Origin of the sequence: Klebsiella sp. 1SOBk10mer (genome assembly GCF_046602535.1) — a bacterium.
In the GTDB taxonomy this organism is placed as follows: Bacteria; Pseudomonadota; Gammaproteobacteria; order Enterobacterales; family Enterobacteriaceae; genus Klebsiella; species Klebsiella quasipneumoniae.
Genome location: NZ_JBKIUP010000005.1, coordinates 48,631 through 63,488, shown reverse-complemented (window position 1 = coordinate 63,488; position 14,858 = coordinate 48,631). Strand labels below are relative to the sequence as shown.

Annotated in this window: 10 protein-coding genes; 7 read left to right on the top strand and 3 right to left on the bottom strand. The window is 60.1% G+C overall.

The genetic code is table 11. The features are described 5' to 3' along the window. Nucleotides 1–6: 6 nt before the first annotated feature. Both gspC and ACLH1I_RS14715 read right to left on the bottom strand, forming a co-directional pair. Nucleotides 7–849 (bottom strand): type II secretion system protein GspC, encoded by an 843-nt coding sequence (gene gspC / locus ACLH1I_RS14720; RefSeq protein WP_151629166.1) that lies wholly within the window; start codon nt 847–849, stop codon nt 7–9. Next, nucleotides 834–971, bottom strand: coding sequence for a hypothetical protein (locus ACLH1I_RS14715; protein WP_192796526.1), 138 nt, complete (start codon nt 969–971; stop codon nt 834–836). Before ACLH1I_RS14715 ends, gspC begins: the two co-directional genes overlap by 16 nt. Before the next feature lie 184 nt (nt 972–1,155). On the opposite strand from ACLH1I_RS14715, the gene pulA reads away from it, so the two are divergent. After that, a complete protein-coding gene (gene pulA / locus ACLH1I_RS14710; RefSeq protein ID WP_198079806.1) occupies nt 1,156–4,446 on the top strand; it encodes a pullulanase-type alpha-1,6-glucosidase in 3,291 nt (1,096 codons plus the stop codon). Nucleotides 4,447–4,506: 60 nt separating this feature from the next. Next, on the top strand, nt 4,507–5,064 hold the full coding sequence (gene gspB / locus ACLH1I_RS14705) for a type II secretion system assembly factor GspB (protein WP_004204426.1): 558 nt from the start codon (nt 4,507–4,509) through the stop codon (nt 5,062–5,064). A gap of 39 nt (nt 5,065–5,103) precedes the next feature. Here gspB and gspS read toward each other — a convergent pair whose 3' ends face one another. After that, nucleotides 5,104–5,478 carry a type II secretion system pilot lipoprotein GspS gene (gene gspS / locus ACLH1I_RS14700; protein WP_023319765.1) on the bottom strand — a complete coding sequence of 125 codons (375 nt, stop codon included), beginning with the start codon at nt 5,476–5,478 and terminating at the stop codon, nt 5,104–5,106. 587 nt (nt 5,479–6,065) lie between these two features. On the opposite strand from gspS, the gene mrcB reads away from it, so the two are divergent. The 5 genes from mrcB to fhuB all read left to right on the top strand — a co-directional run bounded on the left by mrcB (nt 6,066) and on the right by fhuB (nt 14,775). Continuing rightward, on the top strand, nt 6,066–8,621 hold the full coding sequence (gene mrcB / locus ACLH1I_RS14695; protein WP_023319766.1) for a bifunctional glycosyl transferase/transpeptidase: 2,556 nt from the start codon (nt 6,066–6,068) through the stop codon (nt 8,619–8,621). A 234-nt stretch (nt 8,622–8,855) separates the two neighbouring features. Next, nucleotides 8,856–11,063, top strand: a complete 2,208-nt coding sequence (gene fhuA, locus ACLH1I_RS14690) for a ferrichrome porin FhuA (RefSeq protein WP_004204430.1) — start codon at nt 8,856–8,858, stop codon at nt 11,061–11,063. A gap of 45 nt (nt 11,064–11,108) precedes the next feature. Continuing rightward, the gene (gene fhuC, locus ACLH1I_RS14685; RefSeq protein ID WP_004204431.1) at nt 11,109–11,906 is read left to right on the top strand and encodes a Fe3+-hydroxamate ABC transporter ATP-binding protein FhuC; all 798 of its coding nucleotides are present in this window, start codon (nt 11,109–11,111) and stop codon (nt 11,904–11,906) included. Then, nucleotides 11,906–12,796: a Fe(3+)-hydroxamate ABC transporter substrate-binding protein FhuD gene (gene fhuD, locus ACLH1I_RS14680; protein ID WP_049116584.1), complete on the top strand. Its 891-nt coding sequence runs from the start codon at nt 11,906–11,908 to the stop codon at nt 12,794–12,796. The genes fhuC and fhuD overlap by 1 nt, the downstream gene beginning before the upstream one ends. Then, nucleotides 12,793–14,775 carry a Fe(3+)-hydroxamate ABC transporter permease FhuB gene (gene fhuB, locus ACLH1I_RS14675; RefSeq protein ID WP_198079807.1) on the top strand — a complete coding sequence of 661 codons (1,983 nt, stop codon included), beginning with the start codon at nt 12,793–12,795 and terminating at the stop codon, nt 14,773–14,775. Before fhuD ends, fhuB begins: the two co-directional genes overlap by 4 nt. The last annotated feature ends 83 nt before the right edge of the window (nt 14,776–14,858 follow it).

The window sequence follows — 14,858 nt, the reverse complement described above, 5'->3', positions numbered from 1 at the left end:
TGGCAATTATTCATCCCCCAGGGCGAAAACAATATCGTGTCGTTGGCCTTCCCGCTCAACGGTTAGCGTTATTTCGGTCATGTCGGCCAAATTCTGCAGCGCCTGTTGCGCTTGTTCCTGATCGCGTAAATCGATGCCATTTAAGGCAATCGCCAAATCATTTGCCTGTAGGCCGGCCTGGCGAAACAGCGAGGGGTCTTTGCCAGGATTAAGTCGATAGCCCTGCAGTTTGTCGCCGCTGAGTACCGGCGAAATCGTTAAATACATGAGGATATTTTGCGGCTGCTCGCGGAGTCGCTTCATCAGGGGCGGACGGGGCGCGGCGGCGGGCGATGACGACGGCGCGCGGGTATCGTTAAATAATAAAATGGCCTCCTGGCGCCCCTGATAGTTGACGATGATCCGGTCTGGCAGGATGGCAGCGATCTGCGCATCGTACCCCGGGGTGGTATCGCCGACGCTAAGGCTAACCTGCTGATTTCCCTTTTCAATAATCGCGATGGATCGCGCCGGGTTGCTGCTGGCGAGCAGCCCGGCCAGGCGTAGCTTCAGGCTGGAAACCGGCACCTGATTGAGGCTGGTGGCCGCCGCTGGCGCGGGGGGGGTTTTAGCCGCCAGGCCAAACAGGGTAAATGCGGGCCGTACGTTTTTTAATTCCGGTTCCGCTGCCGGAGGCGCGGTTAACGGCAGGGCGGAAATATCCTCAGAACTGACAGGGAATACCACCCGCCAGGTTAATTTCGCCAGCTGCGGAATGGCGGTTATTAATATGATGAGCGTCACAATTTGGGGTAATAATTTAATTATCCCTTTATTTATATTTGTTAACCCCATCACAGAAACTGGCATTTTAATTCCTTTGCTAATTTATTTTTCTGCACGCTGGCGTAATACCCTACCGAAACAGGTAGGTGATTATTGGTTTTTGAATGAATTATTGCCGGAGAGTGGCGATAAGCGTGGCGAATCATAATCAGTTTGCGGTTTGCGGTCGTCATTCCCTTTATTCATTTACTCCCCCGGCTTCCTACGCCCCCCTCTCATTTGTGGGGGATGATTGCGCCTGGGAAAGCAAAAATATCTAATTAGCGCGCTGTAAAGATATTCATCCTTTCTTACCTTTTATAATTTAATAAGCATATTAGGGACTATCGAATGCTCAGATATACCTGTCATGCCCTATTTATTGGATCGTTAGTATTATTGAGTGGCTGTGATAACAGCTCTTCCTCCTCTTCCTCTGGCTCACCTGGCGACCCAGGTAATCCCGGCACGCCCGACCCGCAGGATGTCGTCGTCCGTTTACCGGACGTTGCCGTCCCTGGCGAAGCGGTACAGGCCTCTGCCAACCAGGCTGTCATTCATCTCGTCGATATCGCCGGCATCACCAGCAGCACGCCGGCCGACTATGCCAGCAAAAACCTCTATCTGTGGAATAACGAAACCTGCGATGCGCTGAGCGCGCCGGTGGCGGACTGGAATGATGTCAGCACCACGCCGACCGGCAGCGACAAATATGGCCCTTACTGGGTGATCCCGTTGACCAAAGAGAGCGGATGTATCAACGTTATCGTCCGCGATGGCACCAATAAGCTTATCGACAGCGACCTGCGCGTCTCTTTCAGCGATTTCACCGATCGGACGGTATCGGTCATCGCCGGCAACAGCGCGGTCTATGACTCCCGCACCGACGCCTTCCGCGCCGCCTTTGGCGTGGCGCTGGCCGATGCGCACTGGGTCGATAAGACCACTCTGCTGTGGCCGGGCGGGGAAATTAAACCCATTGTGCGCCTCTATTACAGCCACAGCAGTAAGGTGGCAGCCGACAGTAACGGCGAATTTACCGATAAATATGTCAAGCTGACCCCCACCACCGTCAGCCAGCAGGTGAGCATGCGCTTCCCGCATCTCGCTAGCTATCCTGCCTTTAAGCTGCCGGATGACGTCAACGTCGATGAATTGCTGCAGGGCGAGACGGTGGCGATATCCGCCGAAAGCGACGGGATCCTGAGCTCCGCCACCCAGGTGCAGACCGCCGGCGTACTGGACGATACCTATGCCGCCGCCGCCGAGGCGCTGAGCTATGGCGCCCAGCTAACCGATAGCGGCGTGACCTTCCGCGTCTGGGCGCCCACGGCGCAGCAGGCCGAGCTGGTGATCTATAGCGCGGACAAGAAAGTGATAGCCAGTCACCCGATGACCCGCGACAGCGCCTCCGGCGCCTGGTCCTGGCAGGGAGGGAGCGACCTGAAAGGCGCGTTCTACCGCTACGCGATGACGGTCTACCACCCGCAGTCGCGTAAAGTCGAGCAGTACGAAGTGACCGATCCCTACGCCCATAGTTTGTCGACCAACTCGGAGTACAGCCAGGTGGTCGATCTGAACGACAGCGCGCTGAAGCCGGAAGGCTGGGACGGGCTGACGATGCCGCACGCGCAGAAAACCAAAGCCGACCTGGCGAAAATGACGATCCACGAATCGCATATTCGCGATCTCTCCGCCTGGGATCAAACCGTTCCTGCGGAGCTGCGCGGTAAGTATCTGGCGCTCACCGCCCAGGAGAGCAATATGGTCCAGCATCTGAAACAGCTGTCGGCCTCGGGCGTGACCCATATTGAGCTGCTGCCGGTCTTCGATCTGGCGACGGTCAATGAGTTCAGCGACAAAGTCGCTGATATTCAGCAGCCGTTCAGTCGCCTGTGCGAGGTCAACAGCGCGGTGAAGAGCAGCGAGTTCGCGGGCTATTGCGACAGCGGTTCGACGGTTGAAGAGGTGCTGACTCAGCTGAAGCAGAACGACAGCAAGGATAACCCGCAGGTGCAGGCGTTGAATACGCTGGTGGCGCAGACCGACTCCTATAACTGGGGCTACGATCCGTTCCACTACACGGTACCGGAAGGATCCTACGCCACCGATCCAGAAGGCACGGCGCGCATTAAAGAGTTCCGCACCATGATTCAGGCGATCAAGCAGGATCTGGGAATGAACGTCATTATGGACGTGGTGTACAACCACACCAACGCCGCAGGCCCGACCGACCGCACTTCGGTACTGGATAAGATCGTCCCCTGGTACTATCAGCGTCTGAACGAAACTACCGGCAGCGTGGAATCGGCTACCTGTTGCTCCGACTCGGCGCCAGAGCACCGGATGTTCGCCAAGCTTATCGCCGATTCACTGGCGGTATGGACCACCGATTATAAGATCGATGGCTTCCGCTTCGACCTGATGGGCTACCACCCGAAAGCGCAGATCCTCTCGGCCTGGGAACGCATTAAAGCGCTGAACCCGGATATCTACTTCTTTGGCGAAGGCTGGGATTCCAACCAGAGCGATCGCTTTGAAATTGCCTCGCAAATCAATCTCAAAGGCACCGGGATCGGCACGTTCTCCGATCGTCTGCGCGACGCCGTGCGCGGCGGCGGGCCGTTCGACTCCGGTGATGCATTGCGCCAGAACCAGGGCGTGGGCAGCGGGGCCGGCGTTCTGCCGAATGAGCTGACCACCCTGACCGACGATCAGGCGCGTCACCTCGCCGATCTGACCCGTCTCGGCATGGCCGGTAACCTTGCGGACTTCGTGCTGATCGACAAAGACGGCGCGGTGAAGAGAGGCAGCGAGATTGACTATAACGGCGCGCCAGGCGGCTACGCGGCTGATCCGACGGAAGTCGTGAACTATGTGTCAAAACACGATAACCAGACGCTGTGGGACATGATCAGCTATAAAGCCGCTCAGGAGGCAGATCTCGATACCCGCGTCCGGATGCAGGCGGTGTCGCTGGCGACGGTGATGCTCGGCCAGGGGATCGCCTTTGACCAGCAGGGCTCAGAGCTGCTGCGCTCTAAATCCTTTACCCGCGACTCGTATGATTCCGGCGACTGGTTTAACCGCGTGGACTACTCCCTGCAGGACAACAACTACAACGTCGGTATGCCGCGCAGCAGCGATGATGGCAGCAACTATGACATCATCGCCCGCGTGAAGGACTGGGTGGCCACCCCGGGCGAAGCCGAGCTCAAGCAGATGACCGCGTTTTATCAGGAGCTGACCGCGCTGCGTAAATCGTCGCCGCTGTTTACCCTCGGCGACGGCGCGACGGTGATGCAGCGCGTGGACTTCCGCAATACCGGCGCCGATCAGCAGACTGGTCTGCTGGTGATGACCATCGATGACGGGATCCAGGCTGGCGCCAGCCTGGACAGCCGCGTCGACGGCATCGTGGTGGCGATCAACGCTGCCCCGGAAAGCCGGACGCTGCAGGATTTCGCCGGCACATCGCTCCAGCTGAGCGCTATTCAGCAGGCGGCGGGCGACCGGTCGCTGGCCAGCGGCGTGCAGGTTGCCGCTGACGGCTCGGTCACGCTGCCGGCCTGGTCGGTTGCCGTCCTCGAATTGCCGCAGGGCGAATCGCAGGGCGCCGGCCTGCCGGTGAGCAGTAAATAAGGTGACGTGGGGCGCCCGTAAGGGCGCCTTCTCGTTATCGTGAGGGAACAGGAGACCGTTGTGATTGTTCGTGATGACAGTGAAAGAGGGATCCCCCCGCTGGTGGCGCATCAGCCGCCCACCACACTGGCGGACGCGCCGGTGGTCCGCGGCCGGATGGTGCAGATCCCTGGCTGGATTATCCCGCTATACGCCGGATTATTTATCGCGCTCGGCTGGTTTGGCGGCGAGCAGTGGCGTCACCCGGCACCGCCGCAAACGCTGCCCTTGCCGGTGGCGCATGCGGCGCTTCTGCCGTTAACCGCTGCCGGAGAGGCCGCGCCAAAGACGCCGCCGCCGGCGGCAAAAGCCAGCGCGCCCGCCGCGCCGGTGGTGGACAGCGATACGCTGCCGCCTCTGCGCTACAGCGCCCATGTCTACGCCTCGTTAGCGGAAAAGCGCAGCATTGTGTTAAACGGCAAAGCGTGGACCGAGGGCGATTCCCCGCTGCCCAATCTGGTGGTGGAGCAGATCCAGCAGGATGTGACGATCTTTAGCTTCAATGGCACGACCTTTACCCTCGCGGCGCTGGAGGACTGGCCCGGCGGGAAAATTGACGAGGAGCCGAAAGGCGAATAAGGAGCAAGCGCAATTCAATGCGCGTTGAAGATATTTTGCTTAGTCGCCGCGTAGGCTGGCAATAAAGGGAGCAAGCTGGCGATTAAATTGACTGCACTGTGTGGCTTCCGGGGTGCTGTCCTGTAAAAGCTGTTGGTAAAGCCGGTCGCTATTTTGACTTAACGTTGCCGGGTCAATATTTCCCCATCCGCGCGCTTTGCCTACATTCACCACCGCCCGATAAATAGTTTCATCGGCGGGCAGATCGCTACGATTACATTTATTCTTGAGATAGCGCGTTCCTGCCGCCACGGACGAGAGCTGCTCGAGCTGCGCCTGGCTACTGATGGCCGGACTGAGCGTTGAGGCGGGTTTCTGTTGGCAGCCAGAGAGTAAGGCCACCACGCAAAGCGGGAATATAAGTGGAATGCGCATAGTAGAGTAATCAAAATAATGAATCACTGGCCGCTAGTTTAACAAATATTTCCCTGGTGTCATCATAAAATATTATTCTACATAAATGTTAACAGCCTCTCATTTTTATTGGCAGAAACTCGATTCATCCCCTTTACTTCTCTCAATAATAAATGCTGTCGTCCAGGAAATATATTTTCAGTCTGAGGCGATGCCGCCGCATTTGGCATCAGGGCGAGCGTCATTTTTTATGTTATTAAAAAACATACTCTTTCCCATCTTGTTACGTAAGCACGAGGTAAAATGCTGGTTAAGAATGTCGCATTTTAGTGCTATCCTGTATGCCCTGAACATTACGTGCTATGTTCTGACTTATTCTGCCAGTGATGCGTTTAACACATTGATTTTATGGTGAATTTCTATTGTTAGTATCATGTGAAGCGAAGCAAAGCAACCCTTTGAAAGGTGGGCGGCGCGTTCTGCCCGCCAGCAGGTTGTCGTCCTGAGGATGAGCAGCCTGAACGTTAATTTGAGAGATTTCTTCTTCCTCTGAACGGAGGAAGTATTGAGAATCAGGCCTTTGCGCCTGAACGTTGCGGAGAAAAAGCATGGCGGGAGATGACCGCGAGCCTATCGGACGTAAGGGAAGACCCTCACGTCCGACAAAACAGAAAGTCACCCGTCGCCGGGTCCGGGAAGAGGACTACGACGACGAGTATGATGACGATGATTATGAGGATGAGAAACCGGTGCCGAGAAAAGCCAAAGGCAAAGGTGGCAAGCCTCGTCGTAAGCGCAGCTGGCTGTGGCTGCTGGTCAAGCTGGGGATTGTCTTCGCGGTGCTGATTGCCGCCTATGGCGTCTACCTCGACCAGAAAATCCGCAGCCGCATCGACGGTAAAGTTTGGGAGCTGCCGGCTGCGGTCTATGGCCGGATGGTGAACCTTGAGCCGGACATGCAGATCAGCAAAAACGAGATGGTACGTCTGCTGAACGCCACCCAGTATCGTCAGGTTAGCGCGATGACGCGTCCCGGCGAATATACGGTGCAGGCCAACAGCATCGAGATGATCCGCCGTCCGTTCGATTTCCCGGACAGTAAAGAAGGGCAGGTGCGCGCGCGTCTGACCTTCGACGGCGACCATCTGGAAACCATCGAGAATATGGATAACAACCGCCAGTTCGGTTTCTTCCGCCTCGATCCGCGGCTTATTACCATGCTGCAGTCGCCGAACGGCGAGCAGCGTCTGTTCGTGAAGCGCAGCGGCTTCCCTGACCTGCTGGTGGATACACTGCTGGCGACCGAAGACCGCCACTTCTACGAGCACGATGGCATCAGCCTCTATTCCATCGGCCGTGCGGTGCTGGCGAACCTGACGGCAGGCCGGACGGTGCAAGGGGCAAGTACCCTGACCCAGCAGTTGGTGAAAAACCTGTTCCTCTCCAGCGAGCGCTCCTACTGGCGTAAAGCCAACGAAGCGTACATGGCGCTGATCGTCGACGCCCGCTACAGCAAGGATCGCATCCTTGAGCTGTACATGAACGAGGTGTACCTCGGTCAGAGCGGCGATAACGAAATTCGCGGCTTCCCGCTGGCCAGCCTGTACTACTTTGGCCGTCCGGTGGAAGAGCTGAGCCTCGACCAGCAGGCGCTGCTGGTGGGGATGGTGAAAGGGGCCTCGGTGTATAACCCGTGGCGCAACCCGAAGCTGGCCCTTGAGCGACGCAATCTGGTGCTGCGTCTGCTGCAGCAGCAGCAGGTCATCGACCAGGAGCTGTACGACATGCTGAGCGCGCGTCCGCTGGGCGTGCAGCCGCGCGGCGGGGTCATTTCACCACAGCCGGCGTTCATGCAGATGGTGCGTCAGGAGCTGCAGGCGAAGCTGGGCGATAAAGTAAAAGATCTCTCCGGCGTGAAGATCTTCACTACCTTCGACTCGGTGGCGCAGGATGCCGCGGAAAAAGCGGCTACTGAAGGGATCCCGGTACTGAAGAAACAGCGCAAGCTGGCAGATCTGGAAACCGCCATGGTGGTGGTGGACCGCTTTACCGGTGAAGTGCGGGCGATGGTCGGCGGCGCGGAGCCGCAGTTCGCCGGCTACAACCGCGCGATGCAGGCCCGTCGGTCGATTGGTTCTCTGGCCAAGCCGGCGACCTATCTGACCGCGCTGAGCCAGCCGAATCAGTATCGCCTGAATACGTGGATCGCCGATGCGCCAGTGACCATTCGCCTGTCCAATGGCCAGACCTGGTCGCCGCAGAACGACGATCGTCGCTTCAGCGGTCAGGTGATGCTGGTAGATGCCCTGACTCGTTCGATGAACGTGCCGACGGTTAACCTCGGGATGGCGCTGGGCTTGCCGGCGGTGGTCGATACCTGGACCAAACTGGGGGCGCCGAAGAATCAGCTCAACGCCGTGCCGGCGATGCTGCTTGGCGCGCTGAACCTGACGCCGATTGAAGTGGCCCAGGCCTTCCAGACTATCGCCAGCGGCGGCAACCGTGCACCACTCTCCGCCCTGCGGTCAGTGATTGCGGAAGATGGCACGGTGCTGTATCAGAGCTACCCGCAGGCGGAGCGCGCGGTGCCTGCCCAGGCGGCCTACATGACGCTGTGGACCATGCAGCAGGTAGTGCAGCGCGGGACGGGGCGTCAGCTGGGGGCGAAGTATCCGGGCCTCCATCTGGCGGGGAAAACCGGGACCACCAACAATAACGTCGATACCTGGTTTGCCGGGATCGACGGTAGCCAGGTGACCATCACCTGGGTGGGTCGCGACAATAACCAGCCAACCAAACTGTACGGTGCCAGCGGTGCGATGTCGATTTATCAGCGTTATCTGGCGAACCAGACGCCAACGCCGCTGGTGCTGACGCCGCCCGAAGATGTGGTCGACATGGGCGTGGACAGCAACGGCAACTTCGTCTGCAGCGGCGGGATGCGTTCGCTGCCGGTGTGGACGACGCAGCCGGATGCGCTGTGCCGCCAGGGCGAGATGATGCAGCAGCAGCAGTTGCAGCAGCAGGAAGCGAACAACCCGTTCAATCAGTCCGGGCAGCAGCAGCCTCAGCAGCAACAGCAACCGCAGCAACAGCCGCCGAAGCAGCAGGAGAAGAGCGACGGCGTCGCGGGCTGGATCAAGGATATGTTCGGCAGTAACTGATTTAAGCCCTAAGACCAGACCCCTTAAGACGAAAGTATTAAGGGGTTTTTTTATGCCTGTAAAAAAGTTAACGGCTCTTTAACTCCATAATAACTATCTGGTTATTAATTCAGCCCTCGACCCGCAGCGACAGGCATATCGCTTGCCTTGCCTTCGACGTTTCGCCTATTATATCGCCCGTCATAATAATAATTCTCGTTTACGTTATCATTCACTTTCATCAGAGATATACCCATGGCGCGTCCAAAAACTGCTCAGCCAAACCACTCGCTGCGTAAAGTCGCAGCTGTAGTAGCCACGGCGGTTAGCGGCATGTCTGTCTACGCACAGGCAGCAGAACAACCGAAGCAAGAAGAAACCATCACCGTCGTTGCCGCTCCGGCCGCCCAGGAAAGCGCCTGGGGACCGGCGCCGACCATCGCGGCGAAACGCTCCGCCACGGCGACGAAAACCGATACCCCGATCGAAAAAACGCCGCAGTCTGTGTCGGTGGTGACGCGCCAGGAGATGGAGATGCGCCAGCCGACGACGGTAAAAGAGGCGCTCTCCTATACGCCAAGCGTCTTCTCCACCCGCGGCAGTTCGACCACTTATGACGTGGTCACCATTCGCGGCTTCACCACCTCAACGACCGTCAACACCAACCAGTATCTGGACGGCATGAAGCTGCAGGGGAATAACTACTCTGAAGTCTCCATGGATCCTTACTTCCTGGAGCGCGTGGAAGTGATGCGCGGGCCAACCTCGGTGCTGTACGGCAACAGCAACCCGGGCGGTATCGTCAGCATGGTCAGCAAACGCCCGACCACCGAGCCGCTGAAAGAAGTGCAGTTTAAGATGGGCACCGACAATCTGTGGCAGACCGGGTTTGACTTCAGCGACGCCATTGATGATGCCGGCGTCTGGTCTTACCGCCTGACCGGCCTGGGCCGCAGCCAGGATGCCCAGCAGCAGATGGCGAAATCGACCCGCTACGCGGTGGCGCCCTCCTTTAGCTGGCGTCCGGACGATAAAACCGACTTCACTTTCCTGAGCAACTTCCAGAATGACCCGGATGCGGGCTACTACGGCTGGCTGCCGCGCGAAGGCACCGTGGTGCCGTATTACGACGCCAATGGTAAGGCGCACAAGCTGCCAACCGATTTCAATGAAGGCGAGGCGGATAATAAAATCTCCCGCCGCCAGAAGATGGTGGGCTACAGCTTCTCCCATCAGTTCGATGATACCTTTACCGTGCGGCAGAACCTGCGCTATGCCGAGGTCGATACCCTGTATCGCTCGGTGTACGGCAATGGCTATGTCGCGCCGGGCTACATGAATCGCGCCTATGTGCGCTCCGACGAGCACCTGAACACCTTTACCGTCGATACCCAGCTGCAGTCTGATTTCGCCACCGGCGCGGTCAGCCATACGCTGCTGACCGGCGTGGACTACTCGCGGATGCGTAATGATGTGGATGCCGACTACGGGACGGCGGATCCTATCAGCATGAATAATCCGCAGTACGGCAATCCGAATATTCAGGTTACCTTCCCGTACGCGGTGCTCAACCGGATGGAACAGACCGGCCTGTACGCGCAGGATCAGATGGAGTGGGATAAGTGGGTCATGACCCTGGGCGGTCGTTACGACTACGCCACCACCTCAACGTTAACCCGCGCCACCAACAGCCTGGCGGAGAACCACGACCAGCAGTTCAGCTGGCGCGGCGGCATCAACTACCTGTTCGATAACGGTATCTCTCCGTACTTCAGCTACAGCGAATCGTTTGAACCGGTATCGGGCTCCAGCAGCAGCGGCAAGCCGTTCGATCCGTCGCGCGGTAAGCAGTATGAAGCCGGCGTGAAATATGTGCCGAAAGATATGCCGGTGGTGGTCACCGCGGCGGTCTATCAGCTGACCAAAGACAAGAACCTGACGGCGGATCCGGCTAACCAGGCGTTCAGCATCCAGACCGGCGAGATCCGCTCCCGCGGCCTTGAGCTGGAGGCGAAAGCGGCAGTTAACGCCAATATCAACCTGACCGCAGCCTACAGCTATACCGATGCGGAATACACTCACGATACGGTGTTCAACGGCAAACGTCCGGCGGAAGTGCCGCGTAATATGGCCTCCCTGTGGGCGGATTATACCTTCCACGAAACCGCGCTCAGCGGTCTGACGATTGGGGCCGGGGCGCGCTATATCGGTTCAACGGTCAGCTACTACAAAAATGACACCAGCACCGGTAAGAAAAATGATTCCTTTAGTGTGGCCGGTTATGCGCTGATGGATGCGACGGTGAAATACGATCTGGCGCGCTTTGGCCTGCCGGGGTCGTCGGTCGGCGTCAACGTCAACAACCTGTTCGACCGCGAATATGTCTCCAGTTGCTACAGCGAATACGCTTGCTACTGGGGGGCCGGACGTCAGGTCGTCGCCACCGCCACCTTCCGTTTCTAACCACCTACGGGCGCGGTTCGCCGCGCCCTTTATCAGGTTATCGCTATGCAGGAACAGACTCCGCACGCAGAAACCACCTTCGCGTTGGATCGCGTCACTTTCCGTGTGCCTGGCCGCACGTTGCTCCATCCGCTCTCGCTCACCTTCCCGGCTGGAAAAGTCACAGGCCTGATCGGTCATAATGGCTCCGGCAAGTCGACGTTACTGAAAATGCTTGGCCGTCATCAGCCGCCTTCCGCAGGCGATGTGCTGCTGGACGGGCAGCCGCTGGAGAGCTGGGGCAGCAAAGCCTTTGCCCGCAAAGTGGCCTATCTGCCGCAGCAGCTGCCGCCGGCCGAAGGTATGACGGTGCGTGAGCTGGTGGCCATCGGCCGCTACCCGTGGCACGGCGCGCTGGGTCGCTTTGGCGCGGCGGACCGCGAGAAAGTGGAAGAGGCGATTGCGCTGGTGGGGCTGAAGCCGCTCGCCCATCGCCTGGTGGACAGCCTCTCCGGCGGCGAACGCCAGCGGGCGTGGATCGCCATGCTGGTGGCGCAGGATAGCCGCTGTCTGCTGCTCGATGAACCCACCTCGGCGCTGGATATCGCCCATCAGGTTGATGTCCTCGCGCTGGTGCATCGCCTCAGCCAGCAGCGCGGCCTGACGGTGATCGCCGTCCTGCACGACATTAATATGGCGGCCCGCTACTGCGACTATCTGGTGGCCCTGCGCGGCGGAGAAATGATCGCCCAGGGGACGCCGGCGGAACTGATGCGCAGCGACACCCTGGAACAAATCTACGGCATCCCGATGGGGATCCTGCCGCACCCGGCCGGCGCGGCGCCGGTAAGCTTTGTCTATTGATGATGACCCCGACTCAGATAACCCGACGCCGCCTGCTGACCGCGATGGCGCTCTCGCCGCTGCTGTGGCAGATGCGCGGCGCGCAGGCGGCGAACGTTGACCCGCAGCGCGTGGTCGCCCTGGAGTGGCTGCCGGCGGAGCTGCTGCTGGCGCTGGGCGTCACGCCTTACGGCGTGGCCGATATCCCCAACTATCGCCTGTGGGTGAACGAACCCGCGCTGCCCGACTCGGTGATCGATGTCGGTTTGCGTACCGAACCCAATCTTGAACTGCTGACGCAGATGAAACCGTCATTTATCGTCTGGTCGGCAGGCTACGGCCCGTCGCCGGAGAAGCTGGCGCGTATCGCCCCCGGCCGCGGATTTACCTTCAGCGATGGCAAACGTCCGCTGGCGATGGCTCAGCGCTCGCTGCTGGAGATGGCTGACCTGCTGGGCAAAACACAACAGGCTCAGCACCACCTGGCGGAGTTTGAGGCGCTGATGGCGAGCCTGAAGCCGCGTTTTGCCGGGCGCGGCGACCGTCCGCTGTTGATGATCTCCCTGCTCGATCCGCGCCATGTACTGGTTTTTGGCGAAAACTGCCTGTTCCAGGAAGTGCTCGATCGCTTTGGCATCAAAAACGCCTGGCGCGGCGAAGCGGCGTTCTGGGGCAGCGTCAGCGTTGGCATCGACCGGCTGGCGGAATTTAACGAGGCCGATGTGATCTGTTTCGATCATGGTAACGAGCGGGAGATGACCCAACTGCTGGCGACCCCGCTGTGGCAGGCGATGCCGTTCGTGCGCGCGGGGCGCTTCCAGCGCGTTCCGGCGGTGTGGTTCTATGGCGCGACGCTGTCGGCGATGCATTTTGCCCGCGTGCTGGCCGAGGCCCAGGGGAATCCGGCATGAATAGGCGTATTTCACCGTTAGCCATTATCCTGCTGGCCGGGCTGCTGGTTGCCGCCTTCGCGTTGAGCATCGTCAATCTCAACGTCGCCTTGCCCTATGCGCAATGGCGGCAGGCGCTGTGGCAGCCGGATAGCGATCGGATTGCCCAGATGCTGTTTCATTACAGCCTGCTGCCGCGGGTGACCGTTTCACTGCTGGTGGGGGCCGGGCTGGGACTGGTCGGCGTACTGTTCCAGCAGGTGCTGCGCAATCCGCTGGCGGAGCCAACCACCCTTGGCGTCGCCACCGGCGCGCAACTGGGGATCACAGTCACTACGCTGTGGGCCATCCCCGGCGTGCTGGCGTCGCAGTTTGCCGCGCTGGCCGGAGCCTGTCTGGTGGGAGCGCTGGTGTTTGGCGTCTCCTGGGGCAAGCGCCTGTCGCCGGTAACGCTGATCCTGGCGGGCCTGGTGGTCAGCCTCTACTGCGGGGCGCTTAACCAGCTGATGGTGATTTTCCATCACGACCAGCTGCAGAGTATGTTCTTGTGGAGCACCGGGACGCTGACGCAAACCGACTGGAGCGTGGCGCAGCGCCTGTGGCCGCAGCTGCTGGGCGGCGCAGTACTCACGCTGCTGCTGCTGCGTCCGCTGACCCTGATGGGGCTCGATGACGGAGTGGCGCGCAACCTTGGGCTGGCGTTGTCTCTGGCGCGCCTCGGCGCCCTGACGCTGGCGATCGTGATGAGCGCGCTGCTGGTCAACGCGGTCGGGATTATCGGCTTTATCGGCCTGTTCGCGCCGCTGCTGGCGAAAATGCTCGGCGCCCGTCGACTGCTGGCCCGGCTGCTGCTGGCGGCGCTGATCGGCGCGCTGCTCCTGTGGCTTTCAGATCAGGTGATCCTCTGGCTGAGCAGGGTATGGCGGGAAGTCTCCACCGGCTCGGTCACCGCCCTGATTGGCGCGCCGCTGCTGCTGTGGCTGCTGCCGCGGCTGCGCAGCATCAGCGCCCCGGTGATGAACGGCGGCGATAACGTGCAGCCTGAGCGCTATCACGTGCAAGGGTTTGTTCTCGGGGGCGTCGCGTTGCTGCTGCTGGCGGTGAGCGTGGCGCTGGCCTTTGGTCGCGATGCCCACGGTTGGCTGTGGGCTCACGGCGATCTGCTGGAGCAACTGCTGCCCTGGCGCTGGCCGCGAGTGCTGTCGGCGCTGTTCGCCGGGGTGATGCTGGCGGTCGCCGGCTGTATTATCCAGCGCCTGACCGGCAACCCGATGGCCAGTCCGGAAGTGCTGGGCATCAGCTCCGGCGCCGCCTTTGGCGTGGTGCTGATGCTGTTCTTCGTCCCTGGCGACGCCTTTGGCTGGCTGCTGCCGGCCGGGAGCCTTGGCGCGGCCGGCACCTTGCTGATCATTATGCTGGCCGCCGGGCGCGGCGGCTTTTCGCCGCATCGGATGCTGCTGGCGGGGATGGCGCTCAGTACCGCCTTCACCATGCTGCTGATGATGCTGCAGGCCAGCGGCGATCCGCGCATGGCGCAGATCCTGACGTGGATCTCAGGGTCGACCTACAGCGCGACGCCGGAGAGGGTGGTCCGCAGCGGCGCGGTGATGCTGCTCCTGCTGGCGCTGGCGCCGCTCTGTCGCCGTTGGCTGACCATCCTGCCGCTGGGCGGGGAGGCGGCGCGAGCGGTGGGCATGGCGCTGACCTCATCGCGGATTGTTCTGCTGCTGCTGGCGGCCTGCCTGACGGCGGCGGCGACGCTGACCATCGGCCCGCTGAGCTTCGTCGGGCTGATGGCGTCGCATATCGCACGGATGATGGGCTTCCGGCGCACGCTGCCGCATATGGTGATCTCCGGGCTGACTGGCGGGCTGCTGCTGGTCTTCGCCGACTGGTGTGGACGAATGATCATGTTTCCCTACCAGATCCCGGCGGGGCTGTTATCAACCTTTATCGGCGCGCCGTACTTTATCTATTTGCTGAGAAAGCAGAGCCGCTAACGCGTGGCGTTAGCGCGAAAGATCCCGGATAGCGGCGCGTTGCGCTTTATCCGGGCTACCGCACGGTGCCGTTTTTTTGTTGG